This is a genomic window from Candidatus Omnitrophota bacterium (assembly GCA_030695905.1).
In the GTDB taxonomy this organism is placed as follows: Bacteria; Omnitrophota; Gorgyraeia; order 2-01-FULL-45-10; family 2-01-FULL-45-10; genus CAZHPY01.
Genome location: JAUYOL010000027.1, coordinates 1 through 20625 on the forward strand (window position 1 = coordinate 1; position 20625 = coordinate 20625).

General features: G+C 46.0%; 22 protein-coding genes and 1 tRNA gene. All 23 read right to left on the reverse strand.

Going from position 1 to position 20625, the window contains the following annotated elements:
• Nucleotides 1-274: 274 nt before the first annotated feature.
• The 23 genes from lpxI to Q8R38_04115 all read right to left on the reverse strand — a co-directional run bounded on the left by lpxI (nt 275) and on the right by Q8R38_04115 (nt 20600).
• On the reverse strand, nt 275-1078 hold the full coding sequence (gene lpxI, locus Q8R38_04005; GenBank protein ID MDP3791191.1) for a UDP-2,3-diacylglucosamine diphosphatase LpxI: 804 nt from the start codon (nt 1076-1078) through the stop codon (nt 275-277).
• Between the two features lies 1 nt (nt 1079).
• Nucleotides 1080-1544, reverse strand: a complete 465-nt coding sequence (fabZ, locus tag Q8R38_04010) for a 3-hydroxyacyl-ACP dehydratase FabZ (protein ID MDP3791192.1) — start codon at nt 1542-1544, stop codon at nt 1080-1082.
• A gap of 13 nt (nt 1545-1557) precedes the next feature.
• On the reverse strand, nt 1558-2394 hold the full coding sequence (gene lpxC, locus Q8R38_04015; protein MDP3791193.1) for a UDP-3-O-acyl-N-acetylglucosamine deacetylase: 837 nt from the start codon (nt 2392-2394) through the stop codon (nt 1558-1560).
• Nucleotides 2395-2458: 64 nt separating this feature from the next.
• Complete coding sequence (gene lpxD, locus Q8R38_04020; GenBank protein MDP3791194.1) at nt 2459-3493, reverse strand: UDP-3-O-(3-hydroxymyristoyl)glucosamine N-acyltransferase; 1035 nt, start codon at nt 3491-3493, stop codon at nt 2459-2461.
• Nucleotides 3494-3504: 11 nt separating this feature from the next.
• Nucleotides 3505-4017, reverse strand: coding sequence for an OmpH family outer membrane protein (locus Q8R38_04025; GenBank protein ID MDP3791195.1), 513 nt, complete (start codon nt 4015-4017; stop codon nt 3505-3507).
• A gap of 29 nt (nt 4018-4046) precedes the next feature.
• On the reverse strand, nt 4047-6374 hold the full coding sequence (gene bamA / locus Q8R38_04030; GenBank protein MDP3791196.1) for an outer membrane protein assembly factor BamA: 2328 nt from the start codon (nt 6372-6374) through the stop codon (nt 4047-4049).
• 1 nt (nt 6375) lies between these two features.
• The gene (gene dnaB, locus Q8R38_04035) at nt 6376-7764 is read right to left on the reverse strand and encodes a replicative DNA helicase (GenBank protein ID MDP3791197.1); all 1389 of its coding nucleotides are present in this window, start codon (nt 7762-7764) and stop codon (nt 6376-6378) included.
• Between the two features lie 7 nt (nt 7765-7771).
• Nucleotides 7772-8215, reverse strand: a complete 444-nt coding sequence (gene rplI, locus Q8R38_04040; GenBank protein MDP3791198.1) for a 50S ribosomal protein L9 — start codon at nt 8213-8215, stop codon at nt 7772-7774.
• A 12-nt stretch (nt 8216-8227) separates the two neighbouring features.
• The gene (gene rpsR / locus Q8R38_04045) at nt 8228-8494 is read right to left on the reverse strand and encodes a 30S ribosomal protein S18 (protein ID MDP3791199.1); all 267 of its coding nucleotides are present in this window, start codon (nt 8492-8494) and stop codon (nt 8228-8230) included.
• Nucleotides 8495-8517: 23 nt separating this feature from the next.
• Nucleotides 8518-9006 (reverse strand): single-stranded DNA-binding protein, encoded by a 489-nt coding sequence (locus tag Q8R38_04050; GenBank protein ID MDP3791200.1) that lies wholly within the window; start codon nt 9004-9006, stop codon nt 8518-8520.
• Between the two features lie 10 nt (nt 9007-9016).
• On the reverse strand, nt 9017-9298 hold the full coding sequence (rpsF, locus tag Q8R38_04055) for a 30S ribosomal protein S6 (protein ID MDP3791201.1): 282 nt from the start codon (nt 9296-9298) through the stop codon (nt 9017-9019).
• A gap of 70 nt (nt 9299-9368) precedes the next feature.
• Nucleotides 9369-10010, reverse strand: coding sequence for an aminoacyl-tRNA hydrolase (gene pth, locus Q8R38_04060; GenBank protein MDP3791202.1), 642 nt, complete (start codon nt 10008-10010; stop codon nt 9369-9371).
• Nucleotides 9949-10665, reverse strand: coding sequence for a 50S ribosomal protein L25 (locus tag Q8R38_04065; GenBank protein MDP3791203.1), 717 nt, complete (start codon nt 10663-10665; stop codon nt 9949-9951). The genes pth and Q8R38_04065 overlap by 62 nt, the downstream gene beginning before the upstream one ends.
• A 30-nt stretch (nt 10666-10695) precedes the next feature.
• Nucleotides 10696-11637 (reverse strand): ribose-phosphate pyrophosphokinase, encoded by a 942-nt coding sequence (locus Q8R38_04070; protein ID MDP3791204.1) that lies wholly within the window; start codon nt 11635-11637, stop codon nt 10696-10698.
• 12 nt (nt 11638-11649) lie between these two features.
• Nucleotides 11650-12930, reverse strand: a complete 1281-nt coding sequence (locus tag Q8R38_04075) for an NTP transferase domain-containing protein (GenBank protein ID MDP3791205.1) — start codon at nt 12928-12930, stop codon at nt 11650-11652.
• A gap of 64 nt (nt 12931-12994) precedes the next feature.
• Nucleotides 12995-13068, reverse strand: a tRNA-Gln gene (locus Q8R38_04080).
• A 20-nt stretch (nt 13069-13088) separates the two neighbouring features.
• Nucleotides 13089-13553, reverse strand: coding sequence for a septation protein SpoVG family protein (locus tag Q8R38_04085; protein MDP3791206.1), 465 nt, complete (start codon nt 13551-13553; stop codon nt 13089-13091).
• A 31-nt stretch (nt 13554-13584) separates the two neighbouring features.
• Nucleotides 13585-14523, reverse strand: a complete 939-nt coding sequence (gene ispE / locus Q8R38_04090) for a 4-(cytidine 5'-diphospho)-2-C-methyl-D-erythritol kinase (protein MDP3791207.1) — start codon at nt 14521-14523, stop codon at nt 13585-13587.
• 15 nt (nt 14524-14538) lie between these two features.
• Nucleotides 14539-15492, reverse strand: coding sequence for a transketolase family protein (locus tag Q8R38_04095; protein ID MDP3791208.1), 954 nt, complete (start codon nt 15490-15492; stop codon nt 14539-14541).
• Between the two features lie 11 nt (nt 15493-15503).
• Nucleotides 15504-16514 carry a hypothetical protein gene (locus Q8R38_04100; GenBank protein ID MDP3791209.1) on the reverse strand — a complete coding sequence of 337 codons (1011 nt, stop codon included), beginning with the start codon at nt 16512-16514 and terminating at the stop codon, nt 15504-15506.
• On the reverse strand, nt 16508-18244 hold the full coding sequence (locus Q8R38_04105) for an AAA family ATPase (GenBank protein MDP3791210.1): 1737 nt from the start codon (nt 18242-18244) through the stop codon (nt 16508-16510). Before Q8R38_04105 ends, Q8R38_04100 begins: the two co-directional genes overlap by 7 nt.
• A 64-nt stretch (nt 18245-18308) precedes the next feature.
• Nucleotides 18309-19145, reverse strand: coding sequence for a transketolase (locus tag Q8R38_04110; GenBank protein MDP3791211.1), 837 nt, complete (start codon nt 19143-19145; stop codon nt 18309-18311).
• Between the two features lie 3 nt (nt 19146-19148).
• Nucleotides 19149-20600, reverse strand: coding sequence for a tetratricopeptide repeat protein (locus Q8R38_04115; protein ID MDP3791212.1), 1452 nt, complete (start codon nt 20598-20600; stop codon nt 19149-19151).
• Nucleotides 20601-20625 lie beyond the last annotated feature (25 nt).

A 20625-nucleotide genomic window follows, 5' to 3' on the forward strand; every position in this document is an offset into this window, starting at 1 on the left:
GTGTGGGGGTAGATATATAAACCTAAGCCTACGGTTATGGGAAGCACAATAAAAATGTTAGGTCTTTTGTGAAGAAGAAAAACGGTTAAAAAGGGCCGAGTTCCGCAGGCCCCCGTTTTTCGACAGAACAAAAGACCGACCTGGAACGAAGTGAAGGGTAACATTTTTCCTGCCACCTATACATGGCTATCTTACATACTTATTTAGGTGGCTTGTGCTGACCGTAACTGTAGGCTTAGGTATGGATAAGACAGGGGGAAAATTTACAAACGAATTATACTACGACTATTGAGATGTTGTTGGAGTCTGCGAGGGAGATGACTTCTGACTTATTCATGAGGAATGTCTTCTTTTCCTCAAGAGCGAGGACACTGCCTCTATTATCTATTATGGCTTTCACTGTATCCGGCCCTATTAAAGGGATGTCGAATCTCGCATCCTGGTCGGGCCGCGCCATCTTTACGACGGTAAAGGAGCCGTCTACGAGTTTTCCGGCTCTTTTAATGGTGTCGTCCGTACCCTCCGCGGCCTCAAGCGCGATGACCGTCTTGTCCCTTATGACCACGGTCTGGCCGATATCGAATCCCGCGAGCTTCGAGGCGACTTCGCGGCCGTATTCGATATCCTCTTTTTCGGATCTGGTCGGCGCGCGTTTTGTAAGCACGCCTTTCGACGGAACCAACTCTTCGAGATAAGGCGTCGGGTCTATGACCTCTATACCTACCGTCCTTATCAGATTTGCTATACCCTTCAAGATGGCATAGTCTTTTTTACCGCCGGCCTTCTTTACAACCTCTTTCGATTCCTCGTCAAATTTATCGCTATTCTTAAAGAGTATCTCTTTTTTTATCTTGCCCAAAAGCGTAACCTTATTAAGCCTTTCGGTGACAGCCAGAAGCATTGCTTTCTTCAGGTCGCCCCACTCAAACCAGTGGATCTTATCGGCATATTTTGATAACTCGTCGCTGGTCACGCCTTTTAGGCCTATGGCAATTACTGTATCGCCTTTTTTCTTGGCCGACTTTGCGAATACTATCGGAAGTTCTCCAGCGCCGGCAACTAAACCTATCCTTGCCATATTATTCGTTTGGAGTGACAAAGGCGAACATAAATTCCGCTTCCGCCACAACTTCTCCATCAACTTTTGCCACGCCGCGTGCCTTCATCATGCTCAATTTTGTCTTCAGTATATCTATCTCCATCACCAACTGATCGCCCGGCACTACGGGCTTGCGAAACTTGGCCTCGCTTATACTCATAAAGAACGCAAGCTTTCCAAGGTTATCCTTTATGTTCAAAGCGCCCACTCCACCGGTCTGCGCCATCGCTTCTATTATGAGGACTCCCGGCATAATAGGCTTGCCCGGGAAATGCCCCTGGAAGAACGGCTCATTTATCGTAACATTCTTTATGCCCACGACCTTTTGGTCGGTGCATTCGATTATCCTATCCACCAATAAAAATGGATATCTATGAGGTATTATCTTCTGTATCATGCTTACATCCAACACCTTACCTTTTATATCCAGTTCTTCGATTCCCATTTTAGTCTCCTTGTTATAACTTCTTTAATTTTTTTACAAGATCCATATTTAGCCTATGGCCGCTCTTCACCGCGACTATGTGCGTCTTTAAGTTCATACCGACAAGGCTTAAATCCCCGATTAAATCCAGTATCTTATGCCGCACGCACTCGTCGGGAAACCGTAGTCTATTCTTCATTGGGCCGGATTTGCCCATTATAAGCGTATTGTTAGAATTCGCGCCCTTCCCAAAACCCAGCATCCTTAATAGGATGGCCTCTTTTTTCATACAAAAAGTGCGGGCAGGCGCTATCTGATTTTTAAAACTATCTGCATCTATCTCGATACTAAGAAACTGCTTACCGATGCTTTTCACAGGATATGAGAGATGATATGATATCTTAAATCCATCATACGGAACTGCCTCCAATGAGGACCCGTCTCTTCCGATGCACTTTACCGCATCTTTAATAACAAGTTCTTTCGCCGGAGCGTCCTGTTCAATTATACCGGCACGCTCCAAAGCATCCACATATCCTAAAGCGCTTCCGTCCAAACCCGGCAATTCGCTTCCGTCTACTTCTATATTTATATTATTTATTCCAAGCGCAAAAACCGCCGATAAAAGGTGTTCGGTGGTCTGTATCTGGGCTAAGCCTGCCTTTAATGTCGTCCTGCGTTTCTTAAAGCTACTGTCATCCAAAGAGAGCGTATTTATGTTTATATTGGGCTTGCCCGGCAGATCTATCCTTATAAAATTTATCCCGCTATCAGCGGGAGCGCTATTAAACTTAAGGTTTGTTTTCGAGCCCGTCTGGAGCCCGATACCTTCGATCGAGACGGAAGATCGAATCGTCTTTTGCTTTGTCATGGTTCGGCTGGCTCACCATAACCCCGAGCAAAGCTGTCTATAATAAACCGGCTGCGTCGAGGGGTCACTTCTTCTCTAACTCTTTTATTTTTGCTTCCAGCTTTCTTACGCGTTCGAATAACTTCGGAAGCAAGCCCGTGCACGCTATCATGTCTCTGGCCTTATCAACTTGTCTGGCCGGATAGCCAAATAATATTGTCTTTGGCACCGGAAAAGATTTTGATATGCCTGTTTTTGCGCCGGCCATTACAAAGTCGCCTATCTTCACATGGTCCGCGACACCTACCTGGCCGCCGAATACTACATTCCTGCCCAGCGTAGAGCTTCCGGATATGCCTGACTGTGCCGCTATCAGACAGTATGGGCCTATGATAACATTGTGAGCTATCTGACAAAGGTTATCTATCTTGGAGCCTTTGCCTATTATAGTCTTATTGAACCGTGCCCTGTCTATGGTAACACAGGAACCTATCTCCACATCGTCTTCGACAACTACTATCCCAAGCTGGGGAACTTTGAAGTGCGTTCCATTCCCTTGCGTATCAAATCCAAAACCATCGCTTCCCACGACAGTGGAGGGGTGTATTATAACCCTATTGCCTATTATTATCGACTCTCTGATGGTAACATGAGGGTATAGAATACAATCCTGCCCTATCTTTGAGTTCTTACCTATATAGCAGAATGAATATATGATAGTATTGTCACCTATCGTGGCTTTGTCGGCTATAACAGCATAGGGCCCTATAGATACATTCTTGCCTAAAGAGGCGCTTTCAGATATTACAGCGGTCTTGTGGATGCCTTTGGGATGCGGGATCGATTCCGGAAGGACGAATTCTATTATCTTTGACAGGGCCACTGAAGGGTAATCGACCTTTATCATCGGCTTATTGAAGGACTTGCTCGTATTTTTCGGAACGATGACGCAGGAAGCCTTGGTTAGATCGACTAATTCCTCATCCTTGGGACCCGCTATAAAAGCAAGATCGCCTTCCTGCGCGTTCTGTATACCGTTTATGCCCTTTATCGCGATTTCGCCGTCGCCTACAAGTTCGCCGTTTACGAATTTAGCTATCTCTTTTAATGTCTTTGACATAAATAAAATATCTATTTCTTGGGTGTTCCCGCATTCAGCCTCTTAATAACTTCGGCTGTAAGGTCGAGTTCCGCCTGGCCATATAGAACAGTCTGCTTTATCAAAACGATATCATAGCCGGATTCTTTCGAATAAACGGATATAACGCCGTCTATATCTTTCTGTATTTCACCGAGCATCGTATTTCTCTGCTTTATAAGTTCGTCGCGGACTTTTCTGTCAAATTCCTGAAGGTTCTTTATTTTGTCGTCGATGACGGTCTGCTTCTCCGCTTTTGCCTTGTCCGAAAGAAGCGTCTGCTCATCTTTTAATTTGCGTATTTCATCGACAAATTTCTGCCTCTCGGCGTCTTTACCCTTTACCTGGCCTTCAAAACTCTTTTCATAATCTTTTGTCTTTGCATACTCATCCGATACCTTAGCCAGATCTACAAATCCAATCTTATACTCTTTTGCGGCCGCATTGGAACATGCGAGCCCGATAACTAAGAATGCTGTGACCGCTAAAACAACTATTTTTTTCATACAACTTCCTCCCTTTCTATATTTTTCGGTTAAAATCCCCTGCTTATACTAAAATAAAACTCGCCTGACTCCGAATCATCATTTGTATTATTCTTTACCAGCGGGTAACCCCAATCAAGCCTGAAAGGACCGACCGGAGTATTGACTCTTATACCAATACCGGCGCCGGACTTATAGCCGCCGCCCACCAGAAAATCTTTTGTATCCGCCCAAACGTTACCAAAGTCATAAAAGATAGCCCCTTTAAGTATTTTTTCATATATTGGGAACGTTATTTCGGCGTTTCCTATCAAGAGCGCGTCGCCGCCGATAGGTTCATCGGAGCCGGTATCTCTGGGGCCGACTTTTCTTTCCTTATATCCGCGTATAGTATTAGCGCCGCCGGCATAGAATCTTTCATATATAGGCACTTCGTCTGAGCTTCCATATGAGGTCGCCCAACCGGCACGGCCTTTGAATTCCAGAACAAACTTCTCAAAGAATGTATGGTAGAATGCCGCCGTAGCCGTTCCTTTTACGTAATTTTTGTCTCCGCCGAAAATACCGCCGGCGTCTTCAAGACCACCGTTTAATATATATCCGTGCCCGGGATTGTATACATTGTCCCTTGTGTCCTGCGTCAACTGCCCGGAAATAGCCGAAACATAATTAGAGCCTTCTTCATTCCTAAAAGAGCTCGACGCATAATTTGGTATACTGCCTATGTCGACATTCTCCAATCTATACATGGCGTCCGCCCTTAAATGCTCGGTGAGCTCTTTGCCGGCCTTCAGGTCAAAACCCGTCCTCGTTTCATCGTAGGCCCAACCGACCTCCAACTGTCTGGTATGGCTTGTGCGGTACATATCAAAACCAAACATATACGGCCAGCCAAATATCCATGGATCCACCCAGCCTATATTGTAGTTCTGTCTCACCATACCGATTTCGGCTCTTATCACAAGATTCTGCCCGCCGCCCGTAAAGGTAGGGAAGTTTAGTATATCGAAGTTTCTCTGGCCAACCTCTACAAAGCCCAAGAACTGGTCGACAGAGCTGTATCCGCCGCCAAAGGAGAACTCCCCCGTCTTCGTCTCTTTGACATTGACTATCATATTGTGCACCTGCGGCACATTCGTAGGCTCTGTATCAAAGCTTATATCTTCGAATAAACCGAGATTATAGAGACGCTCTTTTGATCTTTTTATCTTTGCGCCGTTAAATTTATCACCCGGGTAGACCCTGAGCTCTCTTCTTATGATGACTTCCCTGGTCTTGACATTCCCGCGTATGTATATCTTACCTACGTATACAACTTCTTTGGGATCGATTGTATATGTAAGATCCATATTTCCTGTGGATTGGTTAACATTCTGATCTATATCGACAACCGCGTCCATATATCCATATTGAAAGTAGAGGTCGCGCACCCCGAGCATGTCATCCCTTAGCGAGCCTCTTGAAAAAGGCTTGCCCGGCTTCATCTTTATCCTGGACCGGACTTCCTTTTCCTTAAGAACAATGTTTCCCGCCACATCTATGTTGCCGACCAGATATTGCTTACCTTCTTTCACTTCGAAGGTAACATACATCTCGCTGCCGTCAGGGCTATAGTCAAGTTTTGGGGAGACCTCCACATCGAGATACCCCATGTTATCATAAAGCGCTTTTATCTTTTCCAAATCCTCGTCCAGCACATCCTCTTTGAATACTCCCGGATTGAATAACCAGGCCGGTTTTGTCCCAAGCACTTTTATTATCTTCGGAGTCTTAAGATGTTCGTTGCCGGCTACATTTACCTTCGTTACCCTGATACGCGTTTTTTCTTCTACCGCGATTATTATCTTTGTTTTATTGAGCTCCTTATCCACATCAAGCTCATACTTTATATCTACTGTCGGGTAACCCTTCTTTATATACATAGACCTCATCTCGGCGATATCCTGCGCGAGTAATGACATATTTAGCATTTCATCCGGTTTTGATTTCATGGATTGCTTAAGCTTCTGGGTGGTAAATGCTTTATTGCCTTTGAATGTTATGTCGCCTATCACGGATTTCTCTTCCACGAAGATGGTTATGTTTATGCCGTCTTCATACGGCTCGCCGTCTATAGAAACATCGGTAAAATAATCCGTGGCATAAAGTCTTTTTAGATCCTCATTGACAACGACCTGGCTGAACGCTTCACCAGCCTTTGTCTTCATCTTTGATAGAATAGTCTCTGTGCTTATCGCCCTGTTGTTTTTAACAGCTATTGACTTGATTATCTTCCCGTCGTTGCCCTCGGGTTGTGAATATGAAGCCGCCGCAAAATAGAATTGTATGAGGCCTATACAAATTACAGACGCTAAAATCGATTTAAACAACTTGGTCATCTTAAACCCTTTCCATATCAGCGTTAGCGGTATCTTCCGCTCCGATAAAATCTTCCTGCCCGCGCACCAGATTTTCGAATCTCATATATTCGCCTATAAATGTAAGATTAAAACTCCCTACCGGGCCGTTCCTCTGTTTCGCTATAATGACTTCGGCTATCCCCTTATTCTCATCGGTAGGATTATAATATTCTTCCCTTAACAAAAGCACTACGAGGTCCGCGTCCTGCTCTATGGCGCCTGATTCTCTCAAGTCGGAAAGCTGCGGCCTGTGATCGGACCTCTGCTCTACGGCGCGCGACAACTGGCTTATGGCTATCAGCGGCACGTTCAGTTCCCTGGCAAGCGCCTTTAATGACCTGGATATTTCGGATATCTCCTGCTGCCTGTTGTCCGATTTATAATTACCCTGCATCAGCTGCAGATAGTCCAAGACTATCATCTGTATATCGTGCTGCGCTTTAAGACGGCGCGCCTTTGCGCGTAATTCCATAACTGAAATGCCGGGCGTATCATCTATGAATATAGGGGCTTCGGATAATTTTCCGGCGGCTGTGACCAGTCTTGGCCAATCCGCCTGTGAAAGGAAGCCGGTCCTCACTTTATGCGCGTCAACCCTGGCGTGCGAACAGAGCATCCTCTGCACCAATTGCTCTTTAGACATTTCAAGGCTGAAGAAAGCGACAGGTTTCTTCTCAACAACGCCGACATGTTCGACTATGCACGCGGCCAGGGCGCTCTTACCCATTGAAGGCCGGCCCGCCATTACTATCAGGTCAGATCGTTGTAAGCCGGCCGTCTTTATATCCATATCCCTGAAACCCGTGGCAAGGCCCGTAATATTCTCTTTGCGCTGATAAAGGCTGTCTATAGTCTCTATAGAACTTTTTATAACATCTCTTAGCGGGACGGATCTGGATTCCACTTTCTTTGCGGCGATATCGAATATTATCTGTTCGGCCTTGTCCACAAGGCTGTCCGCCTCGTGTGATGTGTTATAGCATTCCGACGCTATTTGAGTCGCGGCATTTATGAGATTTCTTAGGATGCATTTCTCTTTGACGATCTTCGCGTAATAAGTTATATTTGCGGATGTTGGAACACTTGACGCTATATTCGCCAGATACGCGGGGCCTCCCACATCGTCAAGCGCGTTAGTCTTTTTGAGCTCTTCTACTACGGTTACCAGGTCTACCGCTTTATTTTCATCGAATAGTTTTGTTATCGCGGAGTATATACTTTTGTGGGCATTTTTATAAAAACTTGACGCGCTCAGAAGTTCTATCGCGAGTGATGTGGCTTCGCGGTCCAACAACATCGAGCCCAACACGGCCATTTCGGCTTCGAGGCTTTGAGGAGGCAGCTTCTCGATTATTTCCTGTCCCGCCATAAAAACTTTACTCTTTGACGATCCAAACTCTTAAGGTCGCCTTTACTTCCGGATGTAGTTTTGCGCCTATCTGATAAGTCCCTAACTTCTTGATAGGCTCATCGATCACAATATCTTTTTTGTCTATTAATATGCCCTGGGCCTCGAGCGCTTTTGAAACCATCTCGGCGGTTACGGTGCCGAATAATTTTTCTTCCTCGCCCGCTTTGGCATTTATCGTTATCGATAGGCCGGCTATTTTTTCGGCCAGCACCTTCGCTTCGTTTAGCTTGCCCTGGTCTTCGGCAGCCTGTTTCTTCTTTAACGATTCCAGCGTCTTAATATTTCCCGGCGTGGCTTCTTTCGCTAAGTTTTTTGGAAGAAGGTAATTCCTCGCGTATCCGTCTTTAACGTTGATGCAATCTCCTGCTCTTCCGAGCCTGTCTATTGTCTGCGTCAGTATAACTTTCATCGATAAACCTTTCTAATCCGCGACAAAAGGCAGAAGCGACAACACTCTTGCTTTACGTATGGCACGCGCCAACTGTCTTTGATGTCTTGCGCAGTTTCCGGTTATCCTTGAAGGCATTATCTTACCGCGCTCGGTAATTAGCTTCTGGAATTTCTGATAGTCAAGATAATCTATATTCTCAACTTTATCCATGCAGAATCTGCATGGTTTTTTCTTAAATATCTTCTTTTTTTTGTCACCGTCTCGTTTTGGTTTTCTCTTCTCTCCGAATCTTGGCATCGCATCTCCTCAATTTTACTTCACTAAAATGGCGCCTCTTCCGAATCCGCGCCTGACTTACTTGCTTTATTGTTCCCGCCCTGGTCCGGTATGGGCCCAAGCTCTTCGTTTAAATTTATCGTAGCTACATCGCCTGAAGCCGTGTCCGCTTTTGGCGAAGAAGCACCCGCTTTTTCGCCGGAGCCGCCTCTTAAAAACTGCACATTGTCGGCTATTACCTCTATCGTGCTTCTTTTCTGTCCGTCCTGGCTTTCCCAGCTTCTCGACTGAAGCCTTCCTTCAACAAATACCGGGCTGCCCTTCGAAAGATATTCGCCGCAAACCTCCGCTCTTCGGCCCCATACAACAACCCTTACGAACGACACCTCTTCTTTCTTTTCGCCCGCCTGGCTGGTATATACTCTGTTAATGGCAATAGTAAAACTCGCTACCGCGGTACCGCTCGGTACGTATCTGAGCTCCGGATCGCGCGTCAGGTTTCCCATTATAAATACTTTATTCAGGCTTGCCATCTTATATGTCCTATCTTCTCGTTATCATTGTCCGCAGAATATCTAAATTTAATCTGTATGCCTCTTCAAGTTTGGCTATCGCGCTGGTCGGCGCGGTAAAATCTAACTTGTAGTAGAAACCTTCTTTGAATTTTTTAACCGGATAGGCGAGCTGCCTCTTGCCCCAGATGTCCTCTTTGACTACATTGCCGGCGTTTTTTGTGACATGGTCAGAAATAACCTTGTAGATACCTTTTATATCTTCTTCCTTGATGTCGGGCTTTATTATGAATATACCCTCGTAGTTCTCCACTTAACCTCCTGTTATTTTCCCTTAATTAGTAGACAATGTTACCATACATTAAATGTTTACTCAAGCAGAATCAGGATGTTGCGACTTTCTTTATGTTAAACTTGTTCATCGCTTCATCCATACCTTCTTCTATCCAGCATATAAGAGAGTCCACTGCCAGCGATATCACATGCGAGACGTTTTTATGCTGATTTCTCTTGAAAGGCGTTAATACGTATTTTGTTATATCGCCCTTATGCACATCCGTGGCTATGCCCACTCGTAAGCGCGCGAAATCATCTCTGCCAAGTACGGATATTATCGATTCCAGCCCTTTATGGCCTCCGGCCGAGCCCTTCTTCTTCAACCTGACCCTGCCGAGCTTTAAATATATATCGTCGCATACTACTATAAGGTCCTCGATCGATTTGACTTCATTTCTTACCAGATCTCCTACGGTATCTCCGGAGCGGTTCATATATGTCTGCGGCAGGACGAGCATGGTCTCTTCACCGGCAATTTTGCCTTTGCCGATAAGAGCCGCGTAGCGCTTCTCTTTCAGCTTTATTTTGTTCTCTTTGGCAAGCTGACTTAATACCATGAAGCCTATGTTATGCTTCGTTGTTTTATATTCAAGGCCCGGATTACCAAGGCCGACGATAACTCTCACCTTATTTCTTCTCCTCTTTCTTGACTTCTGCCTTAGGAGCCTCTTCTTTCTTCTCGCCTTCACCGGCTTCCTCGGCCTCTTTCTTCTTCCTTATAAGTTCGGGTTCCGTAGGCGCGGCTTGGGCAGCCTCTTCCTTCGGAACTTCTACCTTAGGCGGCTTCACTATCAACGCTATCAGCTCTGCGTCGTTGAGGATCTTCACGCCTTCGGGCGCTTTAATATCCTTTACGTAGATAGCGTCTCCTATTTTTAAACCGGAGACCTCTACTTCGATCTTTTCAGGGATACTTGTGGGCAAGCATTCTACCTGTAATTCCCACATGACGTGTTCCAACGTACCGCCATCGGCCTTTACACCGACAGCCTCTCCGTGCACTGACAGCGGAACATTGACCTTCAATGTTTCCGTCAGTGATATTTCATTAAAATCCACGTGCAGGATAAGGCTCCTTATGGGTTCGCGCTGTATCTCTTTTATCAATACTGTCCTATCCTTTGTCTTGCCTTCACCGGCAGCGATCTTCAATGTAACGATTACGTTTTCGCCGGCCTTTGTGTGCAGAACCTCATTAAGATCTCTTACAGATAGCTGTAATTTAAGCGCGTCCTTGCCGCCCTTGTATACCACGGCCGGTATAATATCTTTTCTCCTCAGGCTCTTGGCAGTTGCCTTGCCGCTACCTTCTCTGACTTCAGCTTTTAATATTACTTTTTCCATGATTGTAACCTTGCTCCCTTCAATTTTACTTTATTTGAACAACACGCTGAGCGACTCCTCGCCATGTATCCTCTTTATTGCCTCCGCGAGTAACGGAGCTACCGACAACACTTTTATTTTGCTAATCATCTTATCTTTACCAACCGGAATGGTATCGGTAACGATAAGTTCTTTTAATTTTGAATTCCTAATTCTTTCTATAGCAGGTCCGCACAGTACCGCATGGGTAACAGCCGCGTAGACTTCGAGCGCGCCTTTTTTCTTTATAGCGTCAACCGCTTCAACCAAAGAGCCGGCTGTCGCTACCATATCGTCCACTATCATAACGGTCTTTCCTTTTACGTCGCCCATTATATGCATGACCTCGGCTTTTTTGTCGTCGATGCGCCTCTTATCGACTATGGCCAAACCGCAATTAAACCTCTTGGCGTAAGCGCGCGCGGTCTTTATGCCTCCGACGTCCGGGCTTACTATGACAAGGTCTCCTTTTACTTTGGTCCTCTTTCTGTAGTCCATAAATATCTTAACCGCGAAAAGATGGTCGAGAGGTATGTCAAAAAATCCCTGTATCTGCCCTGCGTGCAGATCTATAGTCAATACTCTATTGGCTCCCGCTGTAGTCAGAAGATTCGCCACTAATTTTGCCGTTATCGGGACTCTGGGCTGGTCCTTTCTGTCCTGGCGCGCGTAACCAAAATACGGCAACACCGCGGTAATCCTCTGGGCTGAAGAGCGCCTTAACGCGTCTATCATTATCAAAAGTTCCATAAGATTTTCGTTGGCCGGATTAGAAGTAGACTGTATAACGAACACGTCATGGCCGCGGACATTAGAGTTTATCTTTACGCGCACCTCTCCGTCTGAAAAACGGTCTATAGACGCATCGCCAAGTTTTATTTTTAAACTTTTACAGATGTCTTGCGCCAGTTTCTTATTGGAATTTCCGCTGAAGACCAGAATATTATTTTTCATAAAGCCTTCTTTCTAAGATTTCCTTCTTTCACTTATTCTTTTTTCTAAAATTCGTGCGGGTACGCCTACCGCGATCGCCCCGTCTTTTACATTTCTCCCCTTTAATATAACAGTGCCCGCTCCCGTGAGCGCTTTCTTGCCTATCTTGACAGGCGCTATCAATATCGTTCCCACTCCTATAAACGCGCCGTCGCCTATTATAGTCTTACTCTTATTCTTCCCGTCGTAGTTGGCTGTAATAGTTCCCGCTCCTATATTAACATTCTTACCGACTGTCGCGTCGCCAAGATATGTATGATGTTTTACTTTTGTATTCTCTCCCACTTTAGTCCTTACCAACTCTACAAAGTTTCCTACCTCTGCCTTGTCTTTGACTTCGGTGCCGGGCCTTAAGCGCGCGAACGGCCCTATGTGGCAATTCTCGCCTATCTTCACGCCTGACTCGATTATGGTGTTAGGGTATATAACGGAATCTTTGCCTATCTTCACATCCGGATATATTGTAGTCGTTGAAGGGTCCTGTATGGTAACTCCGGACATCATAAGCTCGTCCAAGATCCTTGTCTTTACGCAGGCAACGGCCTTAGCAAGCTCAACTCTTGAATTTACACCTATCATCTCATCCAGGTCCTCTATCGTAATTGATTCTATTTTTTTGCCGCTATCGGAAAATATCTTTACCGCGTCGGTAAGATAGTATTCTTTCTTCGTGTTTTCCGGTTTTATTTTACCGAGTGCCTCGAGAAGATCCTCGCACCTGAATATACAGGTCCCGACATTTATCTCCTTGATCTCTTTTTTGTATGTTTTAGCCTCGTCTTCTTCGGCTATCTTCACTATCCTGCCTTCGGGAGTCCTTATTATCCTGCCGTAACCGGTGGGATTCTTCAATACCGCCGTAAGCAATGTAAGACTCGATGAAGAAGCAGCGTGCTTCTCTATGAGCCTCTTTATGGTCTGGCTTTTTATTAACGGAGTATCGCCATACACAACAAGACAGTCGCCTTTGGCGAATTTTGATATCTGCCCTCTGGCGGTATTTACCGCGTCGCCGCTTCCCAAAAGTTTCTTCTGTAAAACGGCTTTCACGTCGGTGCCCTTAAAAAACTCCTGCACTTTATCACTGCCGAAACCCGTAACGAGAATTATCGACTTCACTCCCGCGCCCCCGACAGAGTCCACCACATGCGAGATCATCGGTTTGGCAAGGATCTCGTGCATTACCTTAGGCGTATCGGATTTCATCCGGGTGCCGCGTCCGGCCGCAAGTATAACCGCTATTATATTTTTCATACTCGTTCTCGCTATAATTTCTGCGAAGCCCTACCTCTATTACTATGTAAAGGGCAAAGCAGAATGGTTGGGAGGTCTGGATTCGAACCAGAATACCGAGACCCAAATTCTCGTGTCCTACCGTTGAACGACCTCCCAGTTTTCTAGACACAAGAAGCTTATAACTCTATATCGTCATCCTCATCCATCATATTCACGTGACTGGTTGATACGCGGGTCATCGATGGTTGAGCCGGCCCTTTCTTAATATCTTCCTCGTACGCGGTGAGGACTTTTTTCTGTATATACTCTCTGAAGTCTGATGTTATAGGATGCGCTATGTCCCTGTGCTCTGACTGTCTCTCACGGCTGTCGCCGGAAGTCACCGGCTTGGGTTCAACGTGGGGCGGCAATGGGGCTGCGCACTGGTTGCAATATTTACTCCTTACCACATTCTTAAAATGGCACTTTGGGCACGAATCTTTTAAGCGCCTGGAAGGCATTGCAACAAAAAGACCCTTGGTCCCCTCTATAACTTTGACATTACGCACAACGAATGATTTGTCAAAAGTGAGCGTTGCGTATGCCTTTAATTTCCTATCCTGCCCTTCCTTTAAGAAAATTCTGACTTCGGTGATTTCCATTCTAATTAACTCCTTTGGATTTTAATTTAGCCTATGATGTTTGAACTACAAAAATCTGCCAGCCGCGTCTTTTTCCGGCCGGCACACTTCTTAAAACAGCCTGCTTCGCTATCTTCGCCTCCTTTCCGGTGCTATACAAACAAAATAAGCTCGGTCCGCTTCCGGAAACAATGAACTTCCTACCCAACAGTTGTGCCAAGCTTTCTAAAATGCAGCCTATAATCTCTTTTCTCAACACAGTAGCGCGTTCCAGGTCGTTGTAGAGCATCTGCTCCATATCTCTATAGCCCGTCAAAGGGGAGACCATTTTAACATCACTCCCCCGGGCTGTCAAGTACTTCGGCAAAAGCTCAGCACTTGACCCTGAGCACCGTCGAAGGGTCAAGCACTTAGATTCCCGGTGTTTAATGCCGTCAAATGCCCTATAAACGTCCTTTGTATTTACCTTAAACCCGGGATAAATAAGAAGATGCCATAGCTTTTTGCTAGTTTTTACTACATCGAGGTCGCATCCTGTGCCTTTACCTGCAGCAAAGGGTGTGCCCAAAATAAAAAATGGCACATCCGCGCCTATTTTACTGCCTATCTGCATCAATACCCTGGAGTTTAACTTAATATTGAATAATTTATTGACCCCGATAAGCGTTGAAGCCGCGTCTGAACTGCCCCCGCCCAGGCCCGCGGCAACAGGTATACGCTTTTTTATCTCTATCCTTACTCCGGATTTCACTTTGCCGTGCTTTAAAATAGCTTCGGCAGCCTTATAGACAAGATTGTCTTTAGGGTTTTTGGTAAGAAACTTGTCGGATTTAACGATTATACCTTTTGGTATCCTGGAGATTTTGATTGTATCGGCAAGGGATATCCGTTCGAAGAGGGTATGAATATTGTGATAGGAGTCTTTTCTCTTGGATAGGATCTTTAAAAATAGATTAACCTTCGCGGGAGCCTTAACCGTGATGCTGGTCATAAAGAGTGCTGTTTCCTACCGCTTCATTGCGATTGCGTCTTTCGCGGCCTTCACTATATATTTCGCTTTGAGCCCAAAATGCTCAAATAGCTCCTCGGGCTCGCCGGACTGGCCGAATTTATCCCTTATCCCGACAAATTTTATCGGCACCGGACAATTCTCTATCACGACTTCCGAAATGGCGCTGCCGAAACCGCCTGCTATTGTGTGTTCCTCGACCGCAACTATAGCGCCGGTCTCTTTCGCGCACTTTAGAATGCAATCCTTGTCTATCGGTTTAGGTGTGTGCATATTTATAAGGCGGGCATCGATACCGTCTTTTTTTAATTCATCACACGCCAGCATAGATTCATAAACCATTTGACCGCAGGCAAATATCGAAATATCCTTGCCGTCTCTCAATATATTGGCTTTGCCTATTTTGAATGTATCGGTTTCTTTGGTTATCACAGGCGCGCCTGATCGCCCTAATCTGATATAGACCGGGCCCTTATAGCTTGCCGCATCCATTGTGGCCCTTTTAGCTTCGAGAGCGTCGCAGGGGACGATTATCGTCATATTGGGTATTATCCTCATAAGCGATATTTCTTCCAGCGCCTGGTGAGTCGCGCCATCCGGCCCGACGGAAATTCCTCCATGCGTGCCTATTATCTTCACATTAAGGTTCATGTAGGCTACCGATACCCTGATCTGGTCCCACGCTCTGCCTGAAGCAAATACGCCGAATGTACACGCGAATGGGATCTTGCCCATAAGCGCGAAACCGGCGGCAGTGCCGAACATATCCTGCTCCGCCACACCCAGCCCGAAGAATCTATCGGGAAATTCTTTTTTAAACCAGTTTGCCCTGGTAGAGTCGGTGAGGTCCGCGGAAAGCACGACCACATCTTTATTTTTACGGCCCAGCTCTACAACGCCTTCGCCAAAACCGTCTCTCGTCGGAACCATCTTATATTTCAATTCTGCCATTTTTCTCCTCGTTACTTTCCTATCTCACTCAACTTCAATTTATTCGTCCTGAAGCCTTCCAGCTCTTCTGGAACTACTTCGATAGACCTGCCGGCCCGCTGATCCAGTATCTCCAGGGCGTCATAGTCATTAAAACTATACCCATGTATAACCTGACCAGCTACCGAGAGGACGGTCTCAAAAATTTTGTCCGAGTCCTCAATGGTGCTGCCCGCCTGCGCGGCTGTGTGTTCGGCCAACACCTCAAATATAAAGAAACGCTTATCTTTCTTTATAACATACGCGGCCTTTGCCGCCTTCAAAATAAAATTATCTTTTAGGGCCTTGTCTTCCCTGAAAGCTATCCTTATTCTATTGGCCATCTGCTCGGCCAAAAATTCGGCAAGTGTTATATCTTTAATATAGAATTGGTCGTTCCAGTAGCCTATATCGCCTATGCCTGCCGGCTGGCTTCTAAAAAAGTCTGACATAACCTGGTCCTGCCATTTCGCGTCCAGGTTCATCTTGGAAAAGATCTCTTTTATAACCTGCTCTTTTTTAGCCTGCGGGCTCCACCGAAGGTCTATCAGCATGCGCTTCATATATTCGCCGCGCGAGATATCATTGGCGAAGAGCCGTTTGATGTCTTCGACGCCTTTTATGATGATTACCTGAAGCTCCGGCATCTTGACATCATGAGCTATGACACAGTAAAAATCTATGTCCGCGTCCGTAGATAAAGCCACCCTGGCCGCGGTAAATATTACATCGTTTATCTTGTCGCTGGCGGATTTACTCAGGTTGAAAGAGTAGTCCATAAGGTCCGCGAGAGGAAGATAAATAGCCATCGTCTTACCTTCGATCTCGACCTTAACATCGACCTTGTATTCCTGCTTACAGATCCTTACTACGGATTCCTCTATCTTATCTTTCGGATAAGTAGCGCTGCAACCTGCCAGGGTAACCAGTAAACAATAGCTGATTACCAGCAAAAGATTGAATCGGAACCCGAACCCCCAACTCCGAATCCTGGATCTTACCATGCGCTCTTTGTGCGCAGCTTGCCATATTCCTGAAATATCGTTTCGATCTCGTCGTATTCCAGCTCTTCTTTGGCCAGCAGTTCTTTTACAAGCCTTTCAAGAATCGATTTCTCTTTTATCAATAGATCGTCCACTTCTTTCAGGCACTTCTGGAATATCTTCTGTGTTTCCTGGTTTAATTTTTCTTTCGTGCCGTCGGACAGCTGATTTTCGGGTATGGCCGTATAATCCCCAAGATACCCGGCATCGCTCATACCAAGCGTCCATACCATAAAGTGGGCTATCCTCATCGCGTTCTTAAAGTCGCCCGCCACCCCCGTAGATGTCACGCCAAACTTCATCTTCTCCGCCGCGTAACCTGCGAGGTCAACTTTGATATCGGCAAATAATTTATCTCTTGTGTAACTATATAGCTCTTCTTTTGGCTGTGTATATGTTACGCCCAGCGTGTCCTTACGCGGTATTATGGATATCTTAAAGACATCGTTGGTCGGATGCAGTATATATGTAACGACCGCATGGCCGGCCTCATGATATGCCGTAGTCTCCCTTTCGTGGGCAGTCATGGTAATCTTGCGCTTTAACCCGATATCTATCCTCTCCATCGCCTCGCTTATATCCTCGAGTTTTATCGTATCGCGGCCGTTTCTCGTCGCTACAAGCGCAGCTTCTTTCACTATGTTTTCTATATCGGCAGGTGATTTATATACGGCTTTCCTGGCAAGACGCCCTATGTCCATAGCCTTGTCGAACGAGACTTTATTGAGATAATAAGCGAAGAGCTTTTCCCTGTCTTCAAGGCCCGGCCTTTCAATATTGATTATCCTGTCGAACCTTCCCGGACGACGCAGCGCCCTATCCAGGGTGTCTTCGGGGGCGTTAGTCGCGCCTATAACTATTATATTTTGCTCGGGCCGCGGCTCTCCATGCTTATCTTTTAGTTCCTGCAGTCCATCCATCTCGGCCAGCATCTGGTTCTGGGTTGAGTTTGTCTCTTCGGTGCCTCCGAAAGCGGAGAAGACTCTTTTTCTCGCTATAGCGTCGAGCTCGTCTATAAAAATGATGCAGCCGCCGTAACCATACGCGAGCTCTCTTGCTTTTTTAAACAACGCTCTTACGCGCGCGGCGCCGACTCCCACGAATATCTCTACAAACTCGCTGCCAGACATCGACACAAAGGGCAGCCCCGACTCAGTGGCTATCGCCTTTGCCAGATACGTCTTGCCGCATCCCGGTGGGCCTAACATCAATATCCCGCGCAGGATCTTTCCGCCTATCTTCTTCACCCGCGCCCTGTCTCTGATGAGCTGGACGACTTCCATCGCCTCTTCTTTAACGTTCTCCATGCCTATGACGTCGGACCATTTGACATTCACAAATTCGCCGTGCACTTTTAGCTTGTTACTGAGTTTCGAAAATCCGCCGCGCATAAATATCATATACATATAGACAAAGATTATCGCGTTTAACGAAACCATTAAAAGCTGCACCGGCATCGTCGCCAAAGTTATATTCCTGTAATATGATTCGAGGGAAGCCATGCCCTGTATGGCAAGAACGACGACAAAAAGTATAACATCGATGATAACTATTTTCAGCCAGTACATCTTAAAATACATCATAGCTTTTTTACTTTTCAGGGCGATAAGGTACCATATGGCGGGAAGTATTATAAGCACGATATCTATTATTATCATGATCCACTTGATTGATTCTATTGCCGAGTCCATAAGATCTCCTTATTCTGCTTCGCCCTGCAACTATCAATAGCCGGTAGAGCTACGCAGGAATTTGTTATATTTTTTTCAGCGCTTCGTCTAATTCTTTTATCGCGCGTTCGTACTCTTCTTTTTTAGGCGATATGCCGTGCCACTCGGCCTTATTCTCTACGAAAGATACGCCCTTTCCCTTTATAGTATGCGCAATTATAACCACGGGCGCCATCTTAACGCTCTTTGCCTTGTCAAAGGCCTCAATAAGTTTTTGTATATCGTGCCCGTCGGTTTCAATGGTGTACCATCCGAAATCTTTCCACTTATCCACATAAGCGCCCATATCTTTTACGTCGCAGCAAAACCCGTCTATCTGCAGTTTATTATAGTCCACTATGGCGCATACGTTATCTAACTTGTAATGCGACGCGGTCATCGCCGCTTCCCATACCTGGCCCTCGTTGGTCTCGCCGTCGCCCATCAGGCAGTAAAACCTGTTGGGAAGTTTATCGAGCCTTGCCGCAAGCGCCATTCCGTTAGCTATCGACAGCCCTTGCCCTAACGAACCGCTTGAAATCTCTATACCGGGAAGCCCTATCTGCGGATGGCCCTGTAATTTACTGCCCATCTTCCTTAGGCCCCATAAGTCTTCTTTTGGGAAATATCCTTTTTCGGCAAGTATGGCGTAAAGAGCGGGACAGGCGTGGCCTTTTGACAGTAAGAACAGGTCGCGATCCTTCCATTTCGGATTTTTGGGATCGCCCTTTAGCACATAGTAATACAACACGACCAGTATATCCACTATGGAAAGACTGCCTCCGGTATGCCCTGACCCCGCCAGGGTAAGCATCTTTAATATGTCTTTGCGGATCTCTACGGCTTTTCTTTGCAGATCTTTAACATCGGGTTTATTCGTCATTTTTTATCTTTTCTTCTTTAATTTTTCTTTAACTTTTTTAATATGGTCTTTTATCGTTGGGTCATTCGGCTCTAATTTAATTGCCTTTTCCAGCTGGGCCAGCGCCTCATGCGCCATGCCCTTTTGGAAATATGCCCACCCCAGCGAATCTATATACGCGCCGTTATCCGGCTCCATCTCTATGGCTTTTTTTATCAACGCCACCGCTTCGTCGAGATTCAGCCCCTGCTCCGCGTACATATATCCCAGATAATTGTATGCGTCGGCAAATTTTGGGTCGAGCCTTATCGACTCTTTAAGCGAACTGGCGGCCATTTCGCGCTGGTTCATCTTATCATACTGAACAGCCAGATGAAAGTGCACTCTGGCATCATCCGGACTCATCTCATGAGCGAGATTATAGTACTTGATCGCTTCGTCATGCTTTAAACCTTCGCCGCAAGCATAACCCAGCGCGAGATAAATTTCTGTATCCTTTATGCCTTGCGAAAGAGCATTGTTTAAAACAGCTATCGCGTCCTTGGGACGCTTTTCTCTTACATATATTCCCGACAATTGAACATAACTTTCGGGATCCTTCGGATTCAGCTTAACAAGTAATTCATACTGATGAATAGCTTCATTCACTCTTTTGGCCCTGTAATACAGCTGGCCCAAAGAGTAATATATCTTTACATTCAGCGGATCTACTTTCAATGCCCGCTCAAAGCTCGATATCGAGCCCGGCAGGTCGTCTTTCATCTCGTATAGTACGCCCAGGCCTATCAGCGCCTCAAGATAATCAGGCTCTATCTTTACGGCTTCCTTCAATGACTCTACCGCCTGGTCCATTTTACCCAGCCTGGAATATATTACCCCGAGGTTAAAATATAACAGGCTTGAATTCTTCTCTTTTTCTACCAGCTTCTCATAGATGGACAACGCATCGCCCATCTTTTCCTGTATAACAAGCAGGTCCGCCAGAGAGCCAAGCGCGGCTATGTCATTTGGGTTTATTCTTACTATACCCTCATACTCTTCCTGGGCCAGATCGAATTTATTCTGCACTGTGTAAGCCAGTGCCAGAAGAAATCGCGGCTTGGTATCGAGCGGGTCCAGCGTCTTAGCTGTATTAAATTCTTCTACGGCCGCGTCAAGCTTCTTAGTAAGAAAATAATCTACCCCGATTCTTGTGTGAAGATAGCTTATTTTGGGGTCTATGCCGGAGGCTATCTTGTATTCGCGAAGCGCGTTCTCCAGGCTGCCTTCATTGTCATAAATAATGCCCATTGTGTAATGGGCAAGCGCCTGAGAAAAGGGATCCGAAGACCTCTTCTTCTCGATCCTTACATCCCAAAGCGACCGGTTCGATCTTGACAGGACGTCGCGGGCCGCTTCCAGCTCTGACGGCGGACATACCGCAAGTATCAGAAAAGCCGCTATATAGATAAATAGCTTCTTCAATGGAAATGTCAAAGGCCGCGAGCTACTTATACATCAA